Origin of the sequence: Escherichia sp. HH26CH, assembly GCF_009820205.1 — a bacterium.
GTDB lineage: Bacteria > Pseudomonadota > Gammaproteobacteria > Enterobacterales > Enterobacteriaceae > Escherichia > Escherichia coli_F.
Genome location: NZ_VNXM01000013.1, coordinates 153791 through 176799, shown reverse-complemented (window position 1 = coordinate 176799; position 23009 = coordinate 153791). Strand labels below are relative to the sequence as shown.

23 protein-coding genes are annotated in these 23009 nt (G+C 53.8%); 7 read left to right on the top strand and 16 right to left on the bottom strand.

Going from position 1 to position 23009, the window contains the following annotated elements:
* Positions 1–234: 234 nt before the first annotated feature.
* Both ucpA and murR read right to left on the bottom strand, forming a co-directional pair.
* Positions 235–1026, bottom strand: coding sequence for an SDR family oxidoreductase UcpA (gene ucpA / locus FQ015_RS05625; protein WP_000517442.1), 792 nt, complete (start codon positions 1024–1026; stop codon positions 235–237).
* A 128-nt stretch (positions 1027–1154) separates the two neighbouring features.
* Positions 1155–2012, bottom strand: a complete 858-nt coding sequence (gene murR / locus FQ015_RS05620; RefSeq protein WP_000966432.1) for an HTH-type transcriptional regulator MurR — start codon at positions 2010–2012, stop codon at positions 1155–1157.
* Positions 2013–2175: 163 nt separating this feature from the next.
* On the opposite strand from murR, the gene murQ reads away from it, so the two are divergent.
* From murQ to pbp4b, 3 genes are read left to right on the top strand one after another with little or no spacing between them, the layout of a single operon-like run.
* On the top strand, positions 2176–3072 hold the full coding sequence (gene murQ / locus FQ015_RS05615; RefSeq protein WP_046081661.1) for an N-acetylmuramic acid 6-phosphate etherase: 897 nt from the start codon (positions 2176–2178) through the stop codon (positions 3070–3072).
* Between the two features lie 3 nt (positions 3073–3075).
* Positions 3076–4500 (top strand): PTS N-acetylmuramic acid transporter subunit IIBC, encoded by a 1425-nt coding sequence (gene murP / locus FQ015_RS05610; protein ID WP_001040487.1) that lies wholly within the window; start codon positions 3076–3078, stop codon positions 4498–4500.
* 2 nt (positions 4501–4502) lie between these two features.
* A complete protein-coding gene (gene pbp4b, locus FQ015_RS05605; RefSeq protein WP_160523821.1) occupies positions 4503–5804 on the top strand; it encodes a penicillin binding protein PBP4B in 1302 nt (433 codons plus the stop codon).
* A 57-nt stretch (positions 5805–5861) separates the two neighbouring features.
* Here the strand turns inward: pbp4b and yfeX are convergent, their stop codons facing one another.
* The 4 genes from yfeX to FQ015_RS05585 all read right to left on the bottom strand — a co-directional run bounded on the left by yfeX (position 5862) and on the right by FQ015_RS05585 (position 8354).
* Complete coding sequence (gene yfeX / locus FQ015_RS05600) at positions 5862–6761, bottom strand: porphyrinogen peroxidase (RefSeq protein WP_001561819.1); 900 nt, start codon at positions 6759–6761, stop codon at positions 5862–5864.
* A gap of 95 nt (positions 6762–6856) precedes the next feature.
* Positions 6857–7432 (bottom strand): RpoE-regulated lipoprotein, encoded by a 576-nt coding sequence (locus FQ015_RS05595; RefSeq protein ID WP_000838945.1) that lies wholly within the window; start codon positions 7430–7432, stop codon positions 6857–6859.
* Between the two features lie 60 nt (positions 7433–7492).
* Positions 7493–7942, bottom strand: coding sequence for a DUF2919 domain-containing protein (locus FQ015_RS05590; RefSeq protein ID WP_105277949.1), 450 nt, complete (start codon positions 7940–7942; stop codon positions 7493–7495).
* On the bottom strand, positions 7929–8354 hold the full coding sequence (locus FQ015_RS05585; protein WP_000406000.1) for a GNAT family acetyltransferase: 426 nt from the start codon (positions 8352–8354) through the stop codon (positions 7929–7931). Before FQ015_RS05585 ends, FQ015_RS05590 begins: the two co-directional genes overlap by 14 nt.
* Positions 8355–8567: 213 nt before the next feature.
* On the opposite strand from FQ015_RS05585, the gene amiA reads away from it, so the two are divergent.
* The 4 genes from amiA (at position 8568) to FQ015_RS05565 (ending at position 12099) form a co-directional block, all read left to right on the top strand.
* A complete protein-coding gene (gene amiA / locus FQ015_RS05580; RefSeq protein WP_000102907.1) occupies positions 8568–9437 on the top strand; it encodes an N-acetylmuramoyl-L-alanine amidase AmiA in 870 nt (289 codons plus the stop codon).
* 3 nt (positions 9438–9440) lie between these two features.
* The gene (gene hemF / locus FQ015_RS05575; RefSeq protein WP_160523866.1) at positions 9441–10340 is read left to right on the top strand and encodes an oxygen-dependent coproporphyrinogen oxidase; all 900 of its coding nucleotides are present in this window, start codon (positions 9441–9443) and stop codon (positions 10338–10340) included.
* A 138-nt stretch (positions 10341–10478) separates the two neighbouring features.
* Positions 10479–11741 (top strand): DUF1963 domain-containing protein, encoded by a 1263-nt coding sequence (locus FQ015_RS05570; protein ID WP_160523820.1) that lies wholly within the window; start codon positions 10479–10481, stop codon positions 11739–11741.
* A gap of 88 nt (positions 11742–11829) precedes the next feature.
* The gene (locus FQ015_RS05565; RefSeq protein ID WP_202385066.1) at positions 11830–12099 is read left to right on the top strand and encodes a hypothetical protein; all 270 of its coding nucleotides are present in this window, start codon (positions 11830–11832) and stop codon (positions 12097–12099) included.
* A gap of 76 nt (positions 12100–12175) precedes the next feature.
* On the opposite strand, the gene eutR is transcribed toward FQ015_RS05565, so the two are convergent.
* The 10 genes from eutR to FQ015_RS05515 form a co-directional block, all read right to left on the bottom strand.
* Entirely contained in the window at positions 12176–13228 is a 1053-nt protein-coding gene (gene eutR, locus FQ015_RS05560) for an HTH-type transcriptional regulator EutR (RefSeq protein ID WP_160523819.1), read from the bottom strand.
* 45 nt (positions 13229–13273) lie between these two features.
* The gene (gene eutK, locus FQ015_RS05555; RefSeq protein WP_001295463.1) at positions 13274–13774 is read right to left on the bottom strand and encodes an ethanolamine utilization microcompartment protein EutK; all 501 of its coding nucleotides are present in this window, start codon (positions 13772–13774) and stop codon (positions 13274–13276) included.
* A gap of 12 nt (positions 13775–13786) precedes the next feature.
* Complete coding sequence (eutL, locus tag FQ015_RS05550) at positions 13787–14446, bottom strand: ethanolamine utilization microcompartment protein EutL (RefSeq protein WP_160523818.1); 660 nt, start codon at positions 14444–14446, stop codon at positions 13787–13789.
* A gap of 9 nt (positions 14447–14455) precedes the next feature.
* Complete coding sequence (gene eutC, locus FQ015_RS05545) at positions 14456–15343, bottom strand: ethanolamine ammonia-lyase subunit beta (RefSeq protein ID WP_000372324.1); 888 nt, start codon at positions 15341–15343, stop codon at positions 14456–14458.
* Between the two features lie 20 nt (positions 15344–15363).
* Complete coding sequence (gene eutB, locus FQ015_RS05540) at positions 15364–16725, bottom strand: ethanolamine ammonia-lyase subunit alpha (protein WP_112013743.1); 1362 nt, start codon at positions 16723–16725, stop codon at positions 15364–15366.
* Positions 16726–16736: 11 nt separating this feature from the next.
* A complete protein-coding gene (eutA, locus tag FQ015_RS05535) occupies positions 16737–18140 on the bottom strand; it encodes an ethanolamine ammonia-lyase reactivating factor EutA (protein WP_032184843.1) in 1404 nt (467 codons plus the stop codon).
* Positions 18137–19363, bottom strand: a complete 1227-nt coding sequence (gene eutH, locus FQ015_RS05530; protein ID WP_000512386.1) for an ethanolamine utilization protein EutH — start codon at positions 19361–19363, stop codon at positions 18137–18139. Before eutH ends, eutA begins: the two co-directional genes overlap by 4 nt.
* A gap of 216 nt (positions 19364–19579) precedes the next feature.
* The gene (gene eutG / locus FQ015_RS05525; protein ID WP_039020935.1) at positions 19580–20767 is read right to left on the bottom strand and encodes an ethanolamine utilization ethanol dehydrogenase EutG; all 1188 of its coding nucleotides are present in this window, start codon (positions 20765–20767) and stop codon (positions 19580–19582) included.
* A complete protein-coding gene (gene eutJ, locus FQ015_RS05520; RefSeq protein ID WP_039020936.1) occupies positions 20757–21593 on the bottom strand; it encodes an ethanolamine utilization protein EutJ in 837 nt (278 codons plus the stop codon). The genes eutG and eutJ overlap by 11 nt, the downstream gene beginning before the upstream one ends.
* Positions 21594–21603: 10 nt before the next feature.
* The gene (locus FQ015_RS05515) at positions 21604–23007 is read right to left on the bottom strand and encodes an aldehyde dehydrogenase family protein (protein ID WP_039020937.1); all 1404 of its coding nucleotides are present in this window, start codon (positions 23005–23007) and stop codon (positions 21604–21606) included.
* Between the last annotated feature and the right edge of the window lie 2 nt (positions 23008–23009).

Here is a 23009-nt window from a genome sequence, read left to right as displayed (position 1 = left end):
GGTTTTATATACCGTTTGGTGATTTGGAAGTTGAAAAGGGAATAAGAACTTGGTTCAACAGGCGTAATTGTTGCAGTCAGTTTGGACACGAACAGCGCGGAGAAACCGGAGCGTACACATAGTACGTGAGGATTTCGAGCACTGCCCGGGGCCAAAATGACAAATAAAATAGCCTGGTGAACTTAGTTCAAGACGAAATCCTCCCCACAAATACAGGGAGGAAACAGAGGTGAATCAGATGCCGACGCTAACCGTCTCCGGCAGTGTGCTGCCGCCATCAATCACATTCTGTGTACCGGTTAAATAGCTGGATTCATCGGATGCGAGGAAGGCCGCCAGTTCGCCAACTTCCAGCGGATCGGCGAGGCGACGCAGCGGGATTGCTTTCGCCATTTCAGTCAGTACCGATTCCGGATCCTCCGGGTTTGACTGACGCGCGATGCTTTCCGCCATTGGCGTGCGAACATATCCTGGGCAGATGGCGTTAACGCGAATACCAGACTGCGCGTACTCCACCGCCAGCGATTTAGTCAGGCCAACAATCGCCGCTTTCGTTAAGGCATACGCCGTTTCGCCCGGATCGGCCACCATATCGCCAGTGACCGAAGACATCATCACAATGCGACCATCTTTGCGGGCAATCATCTCCGGCAGCACCGCCTTCGTGACGTTCCATACGCCTTTTATATTGATATCAATATGGAAATCGCGATCTTCATCGCTCATATCGAGGAAACTGCCCAGACGACAAACGCCTGCGTTATTCACCAGGATATCAATGCGCCCTTCTTTTTCCTTTGCGCGCTTGATAGCTGCGGCTACCGACGCCGGGTCACGCACATCGGCGACAACCGCCGTACAGCGATGACCACGACCACACAGTTCGTCCGCCAGCTTTTCGATCTCAGGGGAGATATCCAGCAAGATTAGGTTTGCGCCATGACGCGCAAAAGTTCTGGCAATTCCTTCGCCAATTCCCTGCAATGCGCCCGTAATCAGTGCTGTCTTGCCCGTGAGTTTACCCATTTTAATGCTCTCCTTGTTAATACAGAGCGTTACACTCCATTCCCTCTGAAAATACAGGATAAACAAAATATTGCTGCGGATCAGCTCACTAATTCAGGAAAATCTCAATCCAGTCGCTGCTTTATGCATCATTTCAGGCGTTGTGTTAGCTCACTGCTGCGCTCAATCATTTTCAATGACTCGACATCATTAAGTTGTACCAGCCCAACAAACAGTAAATCGGTAACCGAATTTTGTGCCGTGCGGGTGGACATCGACGAGCTACGCCATTCGGTTTCACCAGAAACGGTATCGAGGGTGAAATGTGCCAACCGCCGCAGCGGAGAGTCAGTCAGTGAAGTAATGGCAATCACCGTTGCCCCCTGCTTTCGCGCTGCCTCGGCGCATAGCAAAATCTCTTTTTTACTGCCGCTGTAAGAGATAGCGATTTGTACATCACCTTTTTTCAACGCCTGGGAAACGGTAGCTTGTACGTGCGTGTCGGCTTCACAGGCCACGCGATAACCAATTTTCATCAGTTTGAATGAAAGATCGCGCCCCACCAGCGCCGACCCGCCCAGGCCTGTTATCTGGATAAACGGCGCTTTACTGATGACCTCAATGATTTTTTGCAGCCGCGCGTAATCGAGTAAGGCGCAGGTTTGCTCCAGTGCCAGCTCTTTTTCGCGATTCAGTTTGCGGGCAATCACTTCCAGCGAATCATCACTGGTAATCGAACTGTGCAAGTGCAGCGCCGTGGCATTCGTTTTCTCCCGGCTGGCACTGTATTCGCCAATTAACGCCATACGCAATTCGGTAAACCCTTGCGCGCCGAGCTTCTGGGCGAACTTCACAATACTCGACTGGCTGATGCCGAGCTGTTTCGCCATCTTGCGCGAAGAGACGGATTTCAGCTCACTCACTTTAGCCTGCAGAAAGTCAGCTATTTTTTGCTCGTTCTCGGTAAATTCACTTTCTGCATTGCGTATTTTCGTCAGGTACAACATCTTCCACTCTCCTGGGCTGGCAGCAAAAATTCCGCTTAAGTTCTTATGACGCTCTTCACACTCTGCGAGTGTAGACTCAATGATTCCTTTAAGTCTGTCAATTCGGGATATATGATTCCATCCATCTGCAATTATTTGATCGTAAATAGTAAGGTCACCACCGATGCAACTTGAAAAGATGATTACCGAAGGCTCGAACGCCGCTTCGGCTGAAATTGACCGCGTATCAACGCTGGAAATGTGCCGGATTATCAACAATGAAGATAAAACCGTACCACTTGCCGTTGAGCGTGTACTGCCGGATATCGCCGCAGCAATCGATGTTATCCACGCCCAGGTAAGCGGCGGCGGTCGACTGATTTACATCGGTGCGGGGACTTCCGGTCGTCTGGGTATTCTTGATGCCAGCGAATGTCCGCCGACCTACGGCGTCAAACCGGGCCTGGTGGTTGGTTTGATTGCTGGCGGTGAATATGCCATTCAGCACGCGGTGGAAGGCGCAGAAGATAGCCGGGAAGGTGGCGTTAACGATCTAAAAAATATCGGCTTAACCGCACAGGATGTGGTGGTTGGTATTGCTGCCAGTGGTCGCACACCGTATGTGATTGCCGGGCTGGAATACGCACGCCAACTCGGTTGCCGCACAGTGGGCATTTCCTGTAATCCGGGGAGCGCCGTTTCAACCACCGCTGAGTTTGCTATTACTCCGGTGGTTGGTGCCGAAGTGGTTACCGGTTCTTCGCGAATGAAAGCAGGCACAGCGCAGAAACTGGTGCTCAATATGCTTTCTACCGGGCTGATGATTAAATCCGGCAAAGTGTTCGGCAACCTGATGGTCGATGTGGTCGCCACCAACGAAAAATTGCATGTGCGCCAGGTCAATATCGTTAAAAACGCCACCGGATGTAACGCCGAACAAGCGGAAGCGGCGTTAATTGCCTGCGAGCGCAACTGCAAAACGGCCATTGTGATGGTGCTGAAAAATCTCGATGCCGCAGAAGCTAAAAAACGCCTGGATCAACACGGCGGCTTTATTCGTCAGGTTTTAGACAAGGAATAACCCATGGCCAAAGAGATCAGCAGTGAACTTCTGAACACCATCCTTACCCGTGTCGGCGGACCGGGGAATATCGCCAGTTGTGGTAACTGTATGACGCGCCTGCGTCTGGGTGTACATGACAGTTCACTGGTTGATCCCAATATCAAAACGCTGGAAGGCGTGAAGGGCGTCATTTTGACCAGCGATCAGGTACAGGTCGTTTTTGGACCAGGTAAAGCGCATCGTGCCGCAAAAGCGATGAGCGAGCTGCTGGGCGAAGCCCCGGTACAGGATGCCGCAGAAATCGCCGCTCAGAATAAACGCCAGTTAAAAGCCAAACAGACCTCCGGCGTGCAACAGTTTCTTGCCAAATTCGCCACTATCTTCACGCCGCTGATCCCCGGTTTTATTGCTGCGGGTCTGTTGCTGGGGATAGCGACGTTAATTGCCACCGTGATGCACGTTCCGGCAGATGCTCAGGGAACGCTACCCGATGCGCTAAATTTTATGAAGGTGTTCAGCAAAGGTTTGTTCACTTTCCTGGTGATTCTGGTGGGCTATAACGCTGCCCAGGCATTTGGCGGCACGGGCGTCAATGGCGCAATTATCGCCGCGCTCTTTTTGCTCGGTTATAACCCTGCTGCCACCACCGGTTACTACGCCGGTTTTCACGATTTCTTCGGTCTGCCCATCGATCCGCGTGGCAATATTATCGGCGTGTTGATTGCCGCCTGGGCCTGCGCCCGCATCGAAGGCATGGTGCGCCGCTTTATGCCGGACGATCTCGACATGCTGTTGACCTCGTTAATCACTCTGCTGATCACCGCCACACTGGCGTATTTGATCATTATGCCGCTGGGTGGCTGGTTATTCGAAGGCATGTCGTGGCTGTTTATGCACCTGAACAGTAATCCGCTCGGTTGTGCAGTTTTAGCAGGGCTATTCCTGATCGCCGTGGTGTTTGGCGTGCATCAAGGCTTTATTCCTGTTTACCTGGCGTTAATGGACAGCCAGGGATTCAACAGCCTGTTCCCCATCCTTTCAATGGCAGGCGCGGGCCAGGTGGGTGCGGCGCTGGCACTCTACTGGCGGGCGCAACCGCACAGTGCATTACGCAGTCAGGTCCGCGGGGCAATTATTCCCGGCCTGCTGGGCGTTGGCGAACCGTTAATTTACGGCGTCACCCTACCCCGCATGAAACCGTTTGTTACCGCCTGTTTAGGTGGCGCGGCGGGCGGTTTGTTTATCGGCCTGATAGCCTGGTGGGGTCTGCCGATGGGCTTAAACAGCGCCTTTGGGCCGTCTGGCCTGGTGGCGCTGCCGCTGATGACATCCGCGCAAGGCATCCTTCCGGCAATGGCGGTTTACGCTGGCGGGATTCTGGTGGCATGGGTTTGTGGGTTTATTTTCACCACACTCTTTGGCTGCCGTAACGTCAATCTGGACTGATTATGAAACGGACAATGCTCTATTTTTCTCTGCTGGCTGTCAGCTGTAGCGTCAGCGCCGCAAAATACCCTGTTCTGACAGAAAGTTCGCCAGAGAAAGCAGGGTTCAATGTGGAACGGCTTAACCAGATGGATCGCTGGATTAGCCAGCAAGTTGATGCCGGTTATCCCGGCGTTAACCTGCTGATCATTAAAGATAATCAGATTGTGTATCGCAAAGCCTGGGGCGCGGCGAAAAAGTACGATGGCAGCGTGTTAATGGCGCAGCCTGTTAAAGCTACCACCGAGACGCTGTATGACCTGGCCTCAAACACTAAGATGTACGCCACAAACTTTGCTCTGCAAAAGCTGATGAGCGAAGGCAAGCTGCATCCTGACGATCGGATTGCGAAATTTATTCCGGGATTTGCCGACAGTCCAAATGACACCATCAAAGGCAAAAACACGCTGCGAATTTCTGATCTGCTGCATCACAGCGGCGGTTTCCCGGCGGACCCGCAATACCCGAATAAAGCCGTCGCGGGCGCGTTATATTCCCAGGATAAAGGCCAGACGCTGGAAATGATCAAGCGCACGCCGCTGGAATATCAGCCCGGCAGCAAACATATCTACAGCGATGTCGATTATATGCTGCTTGGATTTATCGTCGAGTCAGTTACTGGTCAGCCGCTTGACCGCTATGTTGAAGAGTCGATTTATCGCCCGCTCGGCCTGACGCATACGGTGTTTAATCCGCTGCTGAAAGGCTTTAAACCACAGCAAATTGCCGCCACGGAACTGAACGGCAATACCCGCGACGGCGTGATTCACTTCCCGAATATCCGCACCTCCACTCTCAGGGGTCAGGTGCACGATGAAAAAGCATTCTATTCGATGGGCGGCGTTTCCGGGCACGCAGGTTTGTTTTCCAATACCGGCGATATTGCGGTGTTAATGCAAACGATGCTGAACGGCGGCGGCTATGGCGATGTGCAGCTGTTCAGTGCGGAAACGGTGAAGATGTTCACCACCAGCTCTAAGGAAGACGCCACTTTTGGCCTTGGCTGGCGCGTGAATGGTAATGCCACCATGACACCGACATTTGGCACGCTGGCAAGCCCGCAAACCTACGGTCACACGGGCTGGACCGGGACGGTGACCGTTATCGATCCGGTGAATCATATGGCGATTGTGATGTTAAGCAACAAGCCACATTCGCCCGTTGCCGATCCACAAAAAAATCCCAATATGTTCGAAAGCGGTCAGCTACCGATTGCAACTTATGGTTGGGTGGTGGATCAGGTGTATGCGGCGTTAAAGCAGTAATAAAAAGGCCAGTCAGTTGTGATACTGGCTGGCCTTTAATCATCGCATCAGAAGCGCTTACAGTGCCATCAGTTTGTCCAGCGACGGCGCGAAATAATAGCCGCCAGTGACTGGTTTGGTGAAACGCAACATCGCATCACGCTTACCATCGGTATCGCCAAACATACTCAGCAGTTGCTGCTCAATGTTATGTAAACGCGCGCAGTAGGCACAGAAATACAGACCGTGCGTGCCGCTGGCAGTGCCGTATGGCAGGCTCTGGCGAACAATCTTCAGTCCTTTGCCATCTTCTTTCAGATCAACACGGGTCAGGTGAGAAGTTTCCGGACGCTCATCGCCGTCAATCTCTTCATTAGCTTCTTTGGTACGGCCGATCATCATCTCCTGATCGTGAATGCTCATACGGTTGAGTTGCTTCAGGTTGTGCTCCCAACGCTGCACAAACACATAGCTGCCGCCTGCATCCACGCCGTCTTTGATAACCGCCACTTCGCGACGCGTCTCTTCACCCGCCGGGTTTTCTGTACCGTCAACAAAGCCGCTCAGATCACGCTCTTCAACCCAACGAAAGCCGTGGATCTCTTCTTTCACTTCAATGCAGTCACCAAAGGCTTCCATTGCCGCCTGAGCGACAGAGAAGTTTACGTCATGACGCAGAGAAAGAATGTGGATCAACACATCGAACTGGGTCGTCGGCGCAAGGCCTTTACCGTAGCCCGGAAAATCTTTCAGCTCTTCGGCCCCAACGCCGCCGCTCAGAGCACGCCAGGTGTTGTTACCAAAGGCAACTACCGCACCAAGATGCGCGTCCGGGAATTTCGCTTCAAAAGTTGCCAGTTTGTCGGCAAATGTTTTACTGGCCGCACGCAGGGCGTCAACTTCCCCTTTAACGTTGGCTTCGATCCAAATCGCCGCGCGGCAATGTTCTGGCAAAATGCCACTCTGAACCTGAGACATTGTTCCTCCTGAAAATAAGAATGCCACGCAATCCGTGGCATTGTTGGGCGCTATTTTACGTGTTTTTTTGCGGCGGCGGTTTGTTCAGACGCAAATTAACGCCGCCAGATAATTTTACTGACTTTCCAGTTTTTCAAGGTATCGTCCGAAGGCATTAACCCTTCAGGACCACTCCATTCCCCGCTGAACTGGTAGCTAATATGTTGACTGCCTTCAGCTTTACATTCGACGGCACGATTATCATCACCATCAGCTTTTTGGCAATTGCCAAATGCTTTGCTGTAAAGGTCGCTAAACGGTGTACCGATTTTAACACCGGTGTCAGCAGGAATATCGCTATCCAGCACATCAATGCGGCTGATCGTGCCCTGATCGCCGTTAATTACCATCGCCACGTTGTCGCCTTTCATCACTTCAAAAAAGCGCACCACGTTGCCGTTCGCGGTTTTCATTCCGCTGCGCAGGCGATAATCACCATCAAGCGCATCGGCAATAGCTTGTTCTTGCAGTGGTGTGGACGCCGTTAATTCACCCACGCCCTGCTCGCTCACTTTGGTGGACGACCCAAACCAGTTCCACGGATTAGCGGCAGACCAGTTAACTGACGACATCGTTGAACAGCCGGTCAGCATCAACGGCATAGCGCATAACATTAAACGCAGCGATTTCATGTCACTTCCTTTGGTTATTCAATAACGTTGCTTGGAGTGCAAATTCACCAAAAAGTGCCGTTATTCTTTTTCTTCATTAAAACAAGCGCGTAAACGTCGATTGGTCAGCAGCCAGATTAACGCCACAATATCCGCCACTACCAGCGCCAGACCGATACCGCTAACGGATTCACCGTTCAGCCACAGCCACGGTTGCCAGCAAAGTAAAACCACCTGCGCCAACAGCAACAGAAAATAGAGTACATACCAGATGCGAGGAAACGTAGCCCGCCGACCGCTCAACAAAAACGCCAGCACCGCAGGAATGCCAGGAATTAACCCCAGCCAGAAATTATCGTGATCGGGATAAAACAGATTCAACAGCGCAGTACCCTGCTCCCGCGACGCACCGGCAATGACAAACAGCACCCAGGTTCGCGCCTGAAGCAATAGCACAAGCCAGAAGAGAAAAGGTAAACGCAGGCGTCCGTGCGCATCATAATGGGCAGGATGAAACTCAGTACTCTTCATCTTCAATCAAACGCTTGCCCAGACTCAGCACGTCGGCGTGTTCATATCCAAGGCGTTCATACATTCCGAGCACCATGTCGTTATCTTCCGGCACGTTGATCTGAATTTTCGGGCAGCCACGAGCAATCAGCTTTTTCTCCAGCCGATTAAGCAACGCGTTAGCAATGCCACGCCCACGAAACTCTGGATGCACACCAAGATAATAAGCAGACCCGCGATGCCCGTCATAACCGCCCATCACCGTTCCGACCACTTCACCGTTTACCTCAGCGACCAGAAACAAACTGACGTCATGGTTCATCTTACGCTCGATGTCCATTTCCGGATCGTTCCACGGACGCAGCAAGTCGCAACGCTCCCAAAGGGTGATGACCTCTTCGAAATCTTCCTGGCGAAATACGCGTATCTCCATGGTATTCGTTACCTTTTTGCGGGTTAAAAGGCTGATTATGGCGTGAACGGTCGAATTAGCCAATATCTGACGAAAATCGGTTGAAAAAGTGGCATAATGGGGAGTTGTCAACTATTGAAATGAAAAGTAAAACAATTCTCAACAGCAAACGGTCGTAACGGATTACGCGATACGATATAACATCTGGAACTTTATTATTACAACTCAGGCCGTATGAGCACTTTTAAACCACTAAAAACACTCACTTCGCGCCGCCAGGTGCTGAAAGCCGGATTGGCTGCCCTGACGTTGTCAGGAATGTCGCAAGCCATCGCCAAAGAAGAACCTTTAAAAACCAGTAACGGACACAGTAAGCCGAAAGCCAAAAAAAGCGGCGGCAAACGTGTCGTTGTTCTCGATCCAGGCCACGGCGGAATTGATACCGGAGCGATTGGTCGCAATGGATCGAAAGAAAAACATGTGGTGCTGGCGATTGCCAAAAACGTCCGTTCCATTTTGCGTAATCATGGCATTGATGCGCGTTTAACGCGTTCTGGCGATACGTTTATCCCGCTGTACGATCGCGTTGAAATCGCCCATAAACATGGCGCAGATCTGTTTATGTCAATTCATGCCGATGGCTTTACCAACCCGAAAGCTGCCGGTGCTTCGGTATTTGCTCTCTCTAACCGTGGGGCAAGTAGCGCAATGGCGAAATACCTGTCTGAACGCGAAAACCGCGCCGATGAAGTTGCCGGTAAAAAGGCGACTGACAAGGATCACCTATTGCAGCAAGTGCTGTTTGATCTGGTGCAAACCGATACTATTAAAAACAGCCTGACGCTCGGCTCGCATATTCTGAAGAAGATTAAGCCGGTGCATAAACTGCACAGCCGCAACACCGAACAAGCCGCGTTTGTGGTGTTGAAATCGCCGTCGGTTCCTTCGGTGCTGGTGGAAACCTCATTTATCACCAACCCGGAAGAAGAGCGGCTGTTAGGCACGGCGGCATTTCGCCAGAAAATCGCCACAGCGATTGCCGAAGGCGTGATCAGTTATTTTCACTGGTTTGACAACCAGAAAGCACACTCGAGAAAGCGGTAAGTGATGAAACCCGACGCACACCTGGTTAAACAGTTCCTGCTCAACCTTCAGGATACAATTTGTCAGCAGCTGAGCGCCGTCGATGGCGCAGAGTTTGTCGAAGATAGCTGGCAGCGCGAAGCTGGCGGCGGCGGACGTAGCCGGGTGTTACGTAATGGTGGTGTTTTCGAACAGGCGGGCGTCAACTTTTCACATGTCCACGGTGAGGCGATGCCTGCTTCCGCCACTGCTCATCGCCCGGAACTTGCCGGACGCAGTTTCGAAGCGATGGGCGTCTCGCTGGTAGTGCATCCGCATAACCCGTACGTTCCCACCAGCCACGCGAATGTGCGTTTTTTTATTGCCGAAAAACCGGGTTCCGATCCCGTCTGGTGGTTTGGCGGCGGCTTCGACTTAACCCCTTTCTATGGCTTTGAAGACGATGCTATTCACTGGCACCGCACCGCCCGTGATCTGTGCCTGCCATTTGGCGAAGACGTTTATCCGCGTTACAAAAAGTGGTGCGACGAATACTTCTACCTCAAACATCGTAACGAACAACGCGGCATTGGTGGCCTGTTCTTTGATGACCTGAACACGCCAGACTTTGACCACTGTTTCGCCTTTATGCAGGCGGTAGGTCAAGGCTACACCGACGCTTATTTACCGATTGTTGAACGACGCAAAGCGATGGAATACGGCGAGCGCGAGCGCAATTTCCAGCTCTACCGTCGCGGTCGCTATGTCGAGTTCAACCTGGTCTGGGATCGCGGAACGCTGTTTGGCCTGCAAACTGGCGGGCGCACCGAGTCTATCCTGATGTCAATGCCGCCACTGGTACGCTGGGAGTATGATTATCAACCGGAAGAAGGCAGCCCGGAAGCGGCGTTAAGTGAGTTTATTAAGGTCAGGGATTGGGTTTAATATCATGAAAATAAAAGAAAAATAACCCTCTGTTGGTGGCATGAAATTAATGCTGTTTTAATTTGTGTGCCATAGTGACACCCTAATATCTAATAATAATCTCTTTCGACTTAATATCCTCAGGCAAGGAGCGCCTCTATGACTCACCGTATTCCCTGTAAAAGCCCCGCTTGTACATCAACCATTCTGCCACAAACCGCGGCGCGCACCGGTGGGGTTTGCATGCCCTGCGTGCAGGCCCAACAGCAGCGTGAGCACGACGAATATATCAAGAAAAACAAAAAGATCGTGAATGTGTTTGCAGGGTTAAGCGATCCGGTTGCTATGCTGAAATTAGTTCACCAGCCGCGAAAATTCGATGCGTTAATCGACTGGACTCCCTGCCCCGTTCCCACAGATGCCCTGTATCAACAGTTGACCGCCGATCAAGCGCAGCAAATGGCTGATTACGCCACAGAACGCTTTGCATCTGGTGAATATAAGCTCGCTCAGGAGATTTGCCTTTGTCTGGCGGCATTTACCCAGGCGAATCTGAATGCCTATTTCAGAGAATGGATCTCTTACGATGATTTGGACAGTGATTCTTATATGCCTTTCCACCGCGCCCCCACAGATGTACGCGACAGGCTGTTAGAACGGGTTGAGGATGATGCAGAAAACAGAAATTGTATTCTGCAATGTCTGGCATGGATTGGGGATGACGTTGTCGTTGAACGTTTTGCCCACTGGCGCAATAGCCCACCGCCGTGGCGCAGCTCCCTTTACATCGAGCCTGAAGAATATGCGCATGAGGCCGGTTGGGAGTTAACCGCTGAAGATCAAAGGCGTAATCTCTATTTTCCTCAATGTTTTCATCTGGAGATGAAAAGCACCGGGTGTTGCGAAGCTTTGCGTGTTGTTGATGAACGCAACGATACCTGTCCAAATTGCGCATTGCCCCTAACAAATCTTTTCGACGTTGACCTGAAGGCAACGGGTCTTAGCGATAAAGGCAGGTTTCGCGTCGTGACTTGCGAATGTTGCACCGCCTACAGCACCATTTTCGGCTACATGGACTCAAAGGGTAACGCTCATTTGTCTGCAAAAAATATCCCGCCTGCCTGGCTGCCGGATGATGTATCGGAATGGCGTCGACTCCCTGTAAACAGCATGAGACAGGGAAACCTTAGGTCACCGTTATTTGCCGCAGACCCATTTTTACCTGTCTCTTTCTCGCAACTTGGCGGGCATCCAACCTGGATTCAGGACGCGGAATATCCTCTCTGTCCGCAATGTTCCCACACAATGATGTTTCTTGCGCAACTGGATTATGCCGATATTGAACAATATGGCGAAGGGATAATTTACGCGTTTATCTGCCCGGAGTGCCGGACAACGGCAACGTCTTATCAGCAATCTTAGAAATTGTTTTGCGCCAGTTTGCTCATGGGAGCATTTAAGAATATCAGACACATCACATAAAGAAAGTAAATGGCACCCTCATCTGGATATGAGTTTTCTGGGATGCGTGCTGGCATTTGCTATGGAAGTTTATTTTGAAGAACATATTTTTATTCCCCACGGTGGAGGAGCAAGTTTTGGATTGATAGCACTCATCGTTATTAATTTTATGACTATCCCGGTAGTGATCGTGGTAACAACACTATTTTGCTATTTATTTAAAATTTCGCGAAAGCGCGTAAATTGTATGTTGGTATTCCTGCTGGCGTGTATTTTGACAATTGTCGGTTTGTTTATCACCTATCCCGTTGGGCAATAAAATACATAGCAATTCAACGTAATTTGTAACTTCACTATTGGCCGGCTCAAACACCATCCTCATCCGGCCCTCTCCCTCACTCCATTTCCTGCATCCGCTGATGCAGCGTCAGTGAAGGCTTTTCTGCAAACAATTGCTGATAATCCGTGGCAAACTGCCCAAGATGCCAGAATCCCCACTGCATGGCGGCGTCTTTTACCGTCATACTTTGCGACCACGGGCTAATCAGTTCACGGCGCACGGCGTTCAGGCGAATGCGTTTCAGCCACGCATTCGGGCCAATGCCCAAAATAGCGTGAAATGCGTTTTGCAAGGTGCGGCGACTGACGTGCAGTTGATTACACAAGTCCAGCACCGTCACTGGTTCGGACATGTTTTCCAGCACATATTCACGGGCCCGGGAAAGCAATCGGCGGTAACTCTGATGACTTATACTTTCCGCCGTCATCATTGGCTGCGCTTCTTCCAGCATCGCCCCCATCGCCATTAGCAAATTATCTCCCAGCACTTTACGCACTGCAGGCTGATGTAGATTTTCCGGGCTCTCGCAAAACGTCGCCAGCGCCTGTTGGACAAACCCCCACAGCGCGACCTTATGCTGCTCTTTCACTTCCAGCGCCGACTGGCTACGCAGCATATGTAATACCCGATCCGGATTATGCAAAAAGTTAGCCTGCCGGGTGATGACATCTTCAGAAAGCACCACACCAAGGATCGTGTAATCGTCTGGCGTACTTAATTCAAACTCGGTGCCGCCAGGACGGGTGGCAATTTCTGCGCTTCCCAGACATTGCGAACCAATAAATCCCTGCTCACCGCGCGTCGCCGGAATGCCAAACCAGAACGAGTTCGGCCAGACCAAGCACGACTGACGCAGCGCCAGCCCCGTGTATTCACGGAAAACCTGAATATCATCGAGCAGTATTTCCGTAAATTCACCATGAAACTTGCCCGGATGCAGCTGATCGTAAATCTGCTGCCAGGCGGTAATCGTCAAAGCATGTTCATAGACATCCGTTGTCTGTCGTTGATGAACATTATCCACTTCGACCTTCGGCGTGAGCTTCAGGTTTTCGGGTAAGGGTTCATGATAAAGATGGTGCAAATTGGCTGTACGGGTCTTTTTCATGATGTTAATGCCGGGTGTTGTAGGACACCCGGCACCTCCGACAGGTTAATGGGGCTTGAGACGATAACGACTACTGCGTTTACGTAACGTCCCGGCAGAAAAGAGCTGTTCGAGCGCATTTCTGGCTTTTTCCAGCGGCCAGCCAAAGTGGGCAGCCACTTCTCCTGCCGTCATTCCCTGACGTACTGATGTTAACAGCGCCAACAACTCGTCAGCAGATTCCGCGACGATAACTGGCGCGTCGGGTTCCTTTACGGGTTGCTTCGGCTGGCGGTTAAAGCCAGTAACCAGCCACTGGGTGTCATCGTCTGGCCGACCGATCTCCTTACGGCTGATGACACGCCCGGTACGCATCGCGGCAGCACAACCTGCGTCCAGCGCCGCACGACACGCCGCCAGATCGCCTTCCACCACCAGCGTTAGGCGACCAGGGTCAAGCACTTCGTGACTGAGCAAACGAACGTTAGCTGCTTTGAGCATGGCATCAGCTGCATCTATCGCGGCGACCATGCCGTCCACTTCCAGCAATCCCAGTGCATTGATCATCGGCAACCTCCGTTACGCACGCTGGATTGGATTACGCACGATTTCCAGCACTGCATCGGTAAAGGCGTTACAGGCTGCTTTACACGCGGCCTGGCTACCGGTTAAAAATGCTGCCGAGTAGTTGGTTTCAGACGGTGGCGGGACATAGGTCACCAGCTGCACGTCGGCAGATTTCAACGCTGCATCAATGCCGTAGGTCGCTTCCAGCGGCGGTGCCACCAGATACGCCAGCGGATCGCCAAGCGTGATCCCGGCGGTTGATGAGAGATAAGAACCGGTACGCGAAACGACATGCGCCAGGAAGGCTGTGTTTTCTGCATCATTAGCCCACTGGAAAGCAGCGCCATTTTCAATATGCGCAACCATCGCATCCAGACCGGCACGCACTTCCGCCGGGTTTGGCCCCCCGAGCATAATCAGCACTTCACCGGCAGTCGGTGACGGCCCGTGTGCAGCTCCCGCATACAGCGAGCGACCATACACGACTTCAACCATCGCCTGCTTGGTCGCTTCGTCAGCCGCAATGTAGGTGACGTCATCGGAATCAGCAGAAATCAGCCCGAGGCTACGAATATGCGGCGGCAATTTCAGTTCACGCGCAAATTCGGCGTTAACAGAGGCAATCACCCGCATGGCGGTTACCGACGGTCGAATCAAATCTAAAGCTGGCATGATGCCTCCTTATCGGGTCATGTTGATGCCGGATGCTTTCTGCTCCAGCATACGTTTCGCCAAATCCACAATGACGGCTGCGGCTTCAACCGGCGGCGTGCCGCCCTGGTGAATGTTAGAGATACAGGTACGGTCGGCCTCAACGGTGGTTGCCATACGCGGCGAGTAAACGGCGTAGCAGGAGAGACTTTCTGACTGCCCCAACCCGGGACGTTCACCCACCAGCAGGATCACCACTTTCGCGCCAAGAAGTTCGCCAATCTGATCTTCAATCTTCACGCGACCGTAACGCACAAAGAACGGTGTGCCGACTTTCAACCCGGCCTGTTTCAGGCCCGCCATCAGCGGTGGCAGAATCTCTTCATAGTTCACGGTGATCGCATCAGTAGACAGACCATCGGAAATAACCACCTGTACGTCCGGATTGGCAACACACTGCGCTTTCAGCGCTTCAACAGCCTCTGCACACAAGCGGCGGCCCATATCCGGGCGAGTCAGATAGAGATTTTTGTCGCTAATTTCAGAGCGGACTTCCAGCAAGCCCTGCGCTTTCACCCACTCTTCCGGCACTTCTTTCAGTACGGTATCTTTCGAACGAGAGTGATCGGCCAGGAAACGCAGCAACGCCTGGGTACGCGGACGCGGACCGGCACGACCGGTACAGACGCGGGCCACGGTGCTGCGGCGCAGTTCTGTTAATACGTCTGCGCGATGCGGGTTTTCAACGCCAATCCACGCTTTTGCTTCTGCGGAACCTAAATCCAGCGCGCAGCTTTCCGAGGTCACCGGTGCTGCACAGGTGGTAGTGGCGCATTTTGCTTCTGACGGCGCGGGGGCCGCTTGTCCCATTGACGCCATCACGCTGCGTACAATTTCTTCAATCTGTTTTTGATCCATGATGTGTTATCTCCGCGTCATCAGAAGAACAGTGACGGATCGCCCGCCCGTTTGGTCAGGCGACCGTTTGCCATAATGCCCATGCTTTCCAGCCAGCGTTCAAACTCCGGTGACGGGCGCAGGTTGAGTAACTGACGCACAGTGGCGGTGTCGTGGAAGGCCGTAGTCTGGTAGTTGAGCATGATGTCATCACCCAGCGGCATCCCCATGATGTAGTTACAGCCTGCGGTGGCGAGCAAGATCATCAGGTTTTCGTTGAGGTTCTGGTCAGCGTCAGCGTGGTTGGTGTAGCAGCAGTCACAGCCCATAGAAATGCCGCTCAGTTTGCCCATAAAGTGATCTTCTAAGCCCGCACGGATAATCTGCCGGTCGTTGTAGAGATACTCTGGCCCAATAAAGCCCACTACGGTGTTGACGATAAACGGATCGTAATGACGTGCCAGCCCGTAGTTACGCGCTTCCATCGTTACCTGATCTGCACCGAAGTTAGCGCCCGCCGATAGCGCAGAACCCTGCCCGGTTTCGAAGTAGAGGCAGTTTTCCCCGGCGATACGGTTAAACTCTGCGCCCACTGCGCGTGCTTCATCGAGCATCGCCAGCTCCACGCCAAATTCTTTCAGCCCTTTTTCGCTGCCGCAGATGCTCTGGAAAATCAGCCCGCCCGGCGCGCCGCGACGGATCGCTTCAATCTGGGTAGTAACGTGCGCCAGCACGCAGCCCTGGGTCGGAATGTTGAATTTGTCGATCACGCCATAGATGGTATCCAGCACGCGGCTTAAGTTTTCCACGTCGTCAGTCACCGGGTTAACGCCGATCACCGCATCGCCCACCCCGAAAGAAAGCCCTTCGTAGATTTGCGCGGCGATACTTTGCACGTCGTCGCGGGTATCGTTTGGCTGCAAACGGGCGCTGAAGGTGCCCGGAATACCGATGGTGGTATTGGCCTTTTTGATCACCGGCATTTTCTTCGCGCCATAGATCAGGTCCGCGTTGGAGCAAATCTTCGCTACCGCCGCGACCACTTCCGAGGTCAGCCCTTTGCGGGTAAAGGCAATGTCGTCCACGCTGGTTTCATCGCTCAGCATATACTCACGCAGTTCGCTGATGCTCCAGTTTTTAATCTGGTTGTAGGCCGTTTCGTTAACGTCGTCCTGAATCAGTCGCGTCACGCAGTCATCTTCATAGGCAATCACCGGATTATTGCGGATGTCCGCTACGGTCATTTCCGACAACACCTGCTTTGCCGCCACGCGCTCCTGTGAGCTTGCCGCTGCAACGCCCGCCAGCACATCCCCCGAACGCAGTTCGTTGGCTTTAGCCAGCACCTCTTTTACATCCTTAAACTGATATACATTGCCGAACAATGTGGTCTTTAGTTTCATAAGTCGTTCCCTCAGGAAGGAAATGCGAGTGATTTCACCGTCACCGGCACAACCGATCCGCCAAAAAGAGGCGTACCAATGTCGATATAGTCCCCCGCGCGGACAATCACTTCGTCAATGACTGCCAACGGGAGTTGTTGTAGCTGTGGGCGCAACAACATGCCCAGAGCTTTACCAAAGTCCTGCCCGGCCACCACCAGCAGGGGATGCGGATTCGGAAAACGCGCGACGAAATCGACCAGCGCGTTGATGACCGTCAGTACCGCGGCGTAACGCACAGGCAGCGAGGCGGGAAGCGCCAGCACGTACGCGTCAGTTTTGGGGCAAAGATCCAGCTGAATCAGCGCCTGTTGCCAGGCACTCACCAGATCCGTTTCATCAATTGGGATCGCCACCGGCAAATTGCGCAGCGGCAGTTGTACGCCCTCCAGCCAGATTGTGCTGCCAGAGAGCGAAAGGGTATGTGCGCCCGCGCCAATCACCGTGGCGCGTACGGTTTGCGCCGGAAACTGCACGTTCATCTCACGCAGGCGCGGATGGTCATGCAGCGCCGTTGCCAGAAGCGGGCCAATATCGGCAAAACAGAACGGGTCGGCGGGCTGGTGGCGATAACATTCGCCCACGCCGCCAGAAAGCGTAATGATTTCGGGCGTAACACCTGCGGGCAGCAAACCGGTTTGCATCAATGCCTGCGCGAGCGGCGAGAGCGTTCCGTCAATCACTTCGACAATCAGTTCCGCCATCCGCCGGGTAACCTGCACCAGCTGCGCGCCGGTCAGCGAACGGGCGTCAGTGCCTGCACCGAAGCACTCATCCACTATCATCTGCCCCGGTTTATGAGCGTAAACCACGCGCCCCTGGCTGTCGGTTTCCAGCAGGCGACCGCCGACGTTGAGGCAAGCGGTGCCGCTGATTTTTCCGGCATCGAACAGAGCGTAGTTCGCGGTGCCACCGCCAATATCGATATTCAGTACCCGACACAGCCGTTGTTCAGAAAGGGTTTGCGCCCCGGCACCGTGACCGGCGATCACGGATTCGAGATGCGGCCCGGCGCTGGCGACGACAAAATCGCCAAGCGACTGGGAGAGCGTCATCACCGCCGGGCGAGCATTGCGGGTTTTCGCGCTTTCACCGGTGATGATGATGGCACCAGAATCAACGCTTTCCGGCGCAATGCCCGCAGCCTGATATTGCTCGAGGATTAAGGATTTCAGTTCCGCTTCTTTTAAACCGCCCTGTTTATCGACAGGGGTAAAGAACACCGGGCTTTGCCAGCTAATTTCGCGTTTGATGAATTCGTAGCGCGGCACCTGCGACACCGCCGCACGGTTAACCAGCTCCAGGTGGGAGAAGATCACCTGGGTGGTGGTAGTGCCGATATCGATACCGACGCTCAGTAGCTGGCGAGTGTTCACGATTGTGCCTCCGCTTCGGTTTTAGCCGCGGTCGCGTCTTCTTTTGGCACCAGCATCATCGCCACGCCAATCGCCGTTACGCCGCCGATCAACTTGCCGACAATCATCGGGAAGATCATGGCGTTCATGTTGGCAGCGGCGAAGCCTAAGTGGTCACCCAGGGCGAAAGCAGCGGAAACGGCGAAGGCACAGTTGATCACTTTGCCGCGGGTATCCATCTGCTTCATCATGCCGAACATCGGGATGTTGTTAGCAAGCGTTGCCACCATGCCAGCTGCCGCGATATTGTTCATATTCAGCACTTTACCGACGCTCATCAGCGGTTTTTCAAACCAGCGTGTCAGCAGCAGCACCATCGGATACGCCCCTAACAGCACGCAGGAGATAGAACCGATAACTTCAATGGCGCGCATCACTTCACCGGGTTTATCGCCAGGGGCCATAAAGATCGGATCAAGACCGGGGATCAGTTCCCAGCCAAGGAGGAATTTCACTACCGCGGCAGCAAGACCGAGGGTGATCAATGCAACGAGGAATTTGGCGAAGATCTGGAAGCCGTTGATCATTTTTTCCGGGATGAATTTCAGCCCCAGCGCCACCAGTACCGCGACGATAAGTACCGGGATCATGTTCATCAGGATCAGGGCAAAGGTGAATTCCACCGGCTGACCGTTGATCTGCACACCGGAGTACATAGCCACCAGACCACCGGCAATACAGCCAATCGGAATGGTCACAATGCCCGCCAGCACGCCGAGCGCCAGATAACGACGGTCAGAAGGTTCGATAATGCCGAGCGCCACCGGAATGGAAAACACAATCGTTGGCCCCATCATCGACCCGAGAATTAACCCAGAGTATAGCCACGCTGCTACGTCGCCGCCCGCCAGCTCTTTGGCGAGGAAGAAGCCGCCCATATCGCACGCCAGCAGCGTTCCGGCGAACATTGACGGGTTTGCGCCGAGCATTTCGTAAACCGGGATAATTACCGGCCCGAGTACGTGAGCCAGTACCGGTGCCAGCGCGGTCATACCGACCATCGCCAGACCCAGAGCGCCCATTGCCATAAAGCCTTCTTCGAACTGACCGCCTGATCCTTCGATACTTTTACCGAACTTACCGAGGAAACGAGCAGAACCGCCGAACTGCGACAGGATCCTGTCTACGGCAGCTATCAGCATAAAGAACATCATGATGTACATGATGATTTCGTTAATTCCCATCGCCTTTACTCCCTGTTAGTTGTTATTTATTGGCGGATGCGGCGTAAACGCCTTATCCGCCCTACATGTGCAATCCCGTAGGCCGGATAAGACGCGGCAAGCGTCGCATCCGGCACTTGCACCGCGCCATTGGCGGATGCGGCGTGAACGCCTTATCCGCCCTACATGTGCAATCCCCCAGGTCGGATAAGACGCGACAGGCGTCGCATCCGGCATTTATTGCGCCGCTGCGTACAAGCCGACAATCTGCTCCAGGCTGGCGGTACGCGGGTTGCTGCGCAGACAAATATCTTCCAGCGCGGCCTGCGCCCATGCGCCGTAATGCGCAGATGCCGCACCAACATCGCCCAGTCGTTTACCAATCCCGACTTCCGCAATCAGCTCACTTACCGCGTTAATAGCGTCACGATCGTCGGATTTTTTAGTTCGCAGCGCCCGACCAATCTGACTAAACCGTTCGCGACAGACCATCCGGTTAAACTCCATCACCGTGGGCAGCAGCATGGCGTTCGCCAGTCCGTGCGGAATATGCAGCGCCGCCCCCGGCTGATGCGCCATCGCGTGACATAACCCAAGCCCCGCACTGGAAAACGCCATTCCCGCCATGCATGATGCGAGCAACATACTCTCGCGCGCGGCAAGGTCATGACCGTAGCCCACTGCTTTCGGCAGTGATTTACCAATCATCGCAATTGCGCCAATCGCCAGGCTGTCTGTAAACGGTGTAGCGTTCAGCGCGCTGTACGCTTCAATAGCATGGGTTAACGCGTCGATACCGGTCATCGCCGTGACATGCGACGGCACGCCTTCGGTCAGCGCGGCGTCGAGAATCGCCACATCCGGCATCAGCGAGGCATGGGCTAACACCTGCTTGCGCCCGCTCACCGCGTCGATAATCACCGTTACGTTGGTGGTTTCAGAGCCGGTTCCGGCGGTAGTTGGAATGGCAATCAACGGCAGGCGCGGTTGCAGAACGCTGGTTTCTGACATTTCTGCCAGCGTGCTATCGGGATTCGTTACCAGCAACGCCACGGCTTTTGCCGCATCCAGCACCGAGCCACCGCCAAACGCGATCACCCCATCACAGCCTGATTCACGCAACTGCGCCACGGCTGCACACACGTCAGTGATGCACGGTTCGCCCACCGGACACGGCCAGAGAGTCATGGCGATGCCTTTTACTGCCAGACTGCGCGTCAGCCCGGCGGTCATCCCCGCCTGATGCAAAAAGCTGTCTGCCATCACGAACAGATGTTTCAGCCCACGCGTTTGTACTTGCTGTCCGCAACTGCTCACCGCGCCCGGACCGCAAAGCGTCATCGGTGGAACGCTGAATGTTTTTACCCGTTGCAGATTCAGGGTATCGAACGCCTGAAAGAGCGCGGTCTGCAATTCATTTTGCATATAGTCCCTCCGCTTTCTCTCGCCCGCTACTGGCGATCGCCAGCGGGGTCATAAACAAACTGTGCTGCGGTAAATACACCTGTAACGCCGGGAATTGTTTGCGAAACAGCTCCGCCACGCCCGGTTGCATACAGGAACCGCCCGCCAGCCATAAATCAGTAATGCCCTGCCCTTCAATATGTCGGGCAACAATGTCCGCCATTTTTTCGTACACCGGCTTCACCGCAGGCCAAATCTCGTCACCGTGACCGCGCTTGTACTGCTCTGCCTCTTCCAGCGAAATACGGCGATTTCCGGCGAGAGTCAGAGAAATGTGATGTCCGCCGGTCGCTTCATCCGCTGAATAAGTCACCTTGCCCTTTTTCACGATGGCAATTCCGGTAGTGCCGCCGCCAATATCCACTACACCGGCGTTGTCCAGTTGCAGCAGATCCGCGACTGCGGTTGGCTCATCCAGCACATGGCTCACTTCCAGCCCGGCAGACTCCAGCACATTGATGGAAATACGCGGATCCGTACCTGGTGGAAATGAAGTCGCCGCACGGCTAAAACGGCGACCAAATTGCTGCTCGAGGGTATCGAGATGGCGACGAACAATGGTGACAGCACCGAAGAAATCCCAGACGATGCCGTCGCGGACCACATCGGCCCAGTCGAGACATACCGCCACCGGCTGACCGTCGCCGTCGACAACCATCGACACCACATCGCAGGTGCCCAGATCTACCCCCAGCCACAGCGGAGATTCCGTCGCGGCAGGCGTCTGGTTACACAGCGTTGCCGCCGTTTGCAGACGCGGGGTGAGCCATTGTTCGTCGTGCGCCATCGGTTACTCCTTAAACAATGCGAAACGCATCGACTAATACACAGCGACGCAGACGGACAAACGTACGCGCGCTGGTTACCCCTTCACCGGTTGGCGTGGTGATGGTCATCGTGGTCCAGCCTTCCCCGCCCAGCCCCAGCCCGGCAATGCACGGTCCGTTCTTAACGAAAATACTGGTATCAATGGCGTTCGCCATTTGGTTCATGTTCTCGATATTGCGCGAGTGCATTGCCGCCGTGTGGTGGCAACCGCCTTCCAGTTTCACCGCCAGCGCAATGGCATCCGCCACGTTGGCGACGCGCACGACCGGCAGCACTGGCATCATCAGTTCGGTCACGGCAAACGGATGTTCTGCGGGGGTTTCTACAAACAGCAAGCGCGTTTCTTGCGGCACGTTCAGGCCGATTGCCGCCGCGATTTTCGCGGCATCGCGACCCACCCAGTCACGGCTGACGGTGCCTTTTCCGCGCTCATCAATATTTTTCAGCAACACCGGTTGTAACTGCTGTGCCTGTTCTGCGGTCAGTTTCACCGCTTGCTGGCCTTCCATCAGACGCATTAGTTCATCGGCTACGCTATCAACAACAATCAGTACCTTTTCGTCGGCACAAATGATGTTGTTATCGAAAGAAGCGCCTTTGACGATGGACTGAGCGGCACGGGCGAGGTCGGCGGTTTCATCCACCACTACCGGTGGGTTGCCAGCGCCTGCGGCAATCAGACGTTTATTGGTGTGTTTACGCGCCGCTTCCACTACCGCTTCGCCGCCGGTCACCACCAGCAGGCCGATACCCGGGAACTTGAACAAACGTTGCGCGGTTTCGATATCCGGATTGGCCACAGTAACCAGTAAGTTTTCCGGCCCGCCTGCGGCAACAATCGCCTGGTTGAGCAACGTAATAGCCCGTTGGGAGACTTGTTTCGCCGCTGGATGCGGGGCAAAAATGACGCTGTTGCCCGCGGCAATCAGGCTGATGGCGTTATTAATTACGGTTGCCGCCGGGTTAGTGGAAGGCGTCACCGAAGCCACCACGCCCCAGGGCGCGTTTTCAATTAGGGTCAGGCCGTTGTCACCCGTCAGCACCTGTGGAGAGAGGCACTCAACGCCTGGCGTACCGCGCGCCTGAGCGACGTTTTTGGCAAATTTATCTTCTACGCGGCCCATACCCGTTTCACTGACGGCAAGTTCCGCTAAATCTCTGGCGTGTTTTTCGCCTGCTTCACGAATGGCAGCAATGGCTAACTGGCGCATTGCCACGCTTTTTAACCCTTGCTGGGCAATTTTGGCCGCCGCAACGGCGTCATCCAGGGAAGCAAAAACGCCCATCTCATGAACGGCGGCGGGCGACGTGTCACTGCTTTGCATTTTCAGCAGTACCGCTTTCACCACCTGTTCAATATCCTGTTGATTCATGA

Excerpts from the sequence above, each read along its gene's own strand:
- ucpA (WP_000517442.1), bottom strand. The coding sequence starts at position 1,026 with ATGGGTAAACTCACGGGCAAGACAGCACTGATTACGGGCGCATTGCAG.
- murR (WP_000966432.1), bottom strand. The coding sequence starts at position 2,012 with ATGTTGTACCTGACGAAAATACGCAATGCAGAAAGTGAATTTACCGAG.
- murQ (WP_046081661.1), top strand. The coding sequence starts at position 2,176 with ATGCAACTTGAAAAGATGATTACCGAAGGCTCGAACGCCGCTTCGGCT.
- murP (WP_001040487.1), top strand. The coding sequence starts at position 3,076 with ATGGCCAAAGAGATCAGCAGTGAACTTCTGAACACCATCCTTACCCGT.
- pbp4b (WP_160523821.1), top strand. The coding sequence starts at position 4,503 with ATGAAACGGACAATGCTCTATTTTTCTCTGCTGGCTGTCAGCTGTAGC.
- yfeX (WP_001561819.1), bottom strand. The coding sequence starts at position 6,761 with ATGTCTCAGGTTCAGAGTGGCATTTTGCCAGAACATTGCCGCGCGGCG.
- FQ015_RS05595 (WP_000838945.1), bottom strand. The coding sequence starts at position 7,432 with ATGAAATCGCTGCGTTTAATGTTATGCGCTATGCCGTTGATGCTGACC.
- FQ015_RS05590 (WP_105277949.1), bottom strand. The coding sequence starts at position 7,942 with ATGAAGAGTACTGAGTTTCATCCTGCCCATTATGATGCGCACGGACGC.
- FQ015_RS05585 (WP_000406000.1), bottom strand. The coding sequence starts at position 8,354 with ATGGAGATACGCGTATTTCGCCAGGAAGATTTCGAAGAGGTCATCACC.
- amiA (WP_000102907.1), top strand. The coding sequence starts at position 8,568 with ATGAGCACTTTTAAACCACTAAAAACACTCACTTCGCGCCGCCAGGTG.
- hemF (WP_160523866.1), top strand. The coding sequence starts at position 9,441 with ATGAAACCCGACGCACACCTGGTTAAACAGTTCCTGCTCAACCTTCAG.
- FQ015_RS05570 (WP_160523820.1), top strand. The coding sequence starts at position 10,479 with ATGACTCACCGTATTCCCTGTAAAAGCCCCGCTTGTACATCAACCATT.
- FQ015_RS05565 (WP_202385066.1), top strand. The coding sequence starts at position 11,830 with ATGAGTTTTCTGGGATGCGTGCTGGCATTTGCTATGGAAGTTTATTTT.
- eutR (WP_160523819.1), bottom strand. The coding sequence starts at position 13,228 with ATGAAAAAGACCCGTACAGCCAATTTGCACCATCTTTATCATGAACCC.
- eutK (WP_001295463.1), bottom strand. The coding sequence starts at position 13,774 with ATGATCAATGCACTGGGATTGCTGGAAGTGGACGGCATGGTCGCCGCG.
- eutL (WP_160523818.1), bottom strand. The coding sequence starts at position 14,446 with ATGCCAGCTTTAGATTTGATTCGACCGTCGGTAACCGCCATGCGGGTG.
- eutC (WP_000372324.1), bottom strand. The coding sequence starts at position 15,343 with ATGGATCAAAAACAGATTGAAGAAATTGTACGCAGCGTGATGGCGTCA.
- eutB (WP_112013743.1), bottom strand. The coding sequence starts at position 16,725 with ATGAAACTAAAGACCACATTGTTCGGCAATGTATATCAGTTTAAGGAT.
- eutH (WP_000512386.1), bottom strand. The coding sequence starts at position 19,363 with ATGGGAATTAACGAAATCATCATGTACATCATGATGTTCTTTATGCTG.
- eutG (WP_039020935.1), bottom strand. The coding sequence starts at position 20,767 with ATGCAAAATGAATTGCAGACCGCGCTCTTTCAGGCGTTCGATACCCTG.
- eutJ (WP_039020936.1), bottom strand. The coding sequence starts at position 21,593 with ATGGCGCACGACGAACAATGGCTCACCCCGCGTCTGCAAACGGCGGCA.
- FQ015_RS05515 (WP_039020937.1), bottom strand. The coding sequence starts at position 23,007 with ATGAATCAACAGGATATTGAACAGGTGGTGAAAGCGGTACTGCTGAAA.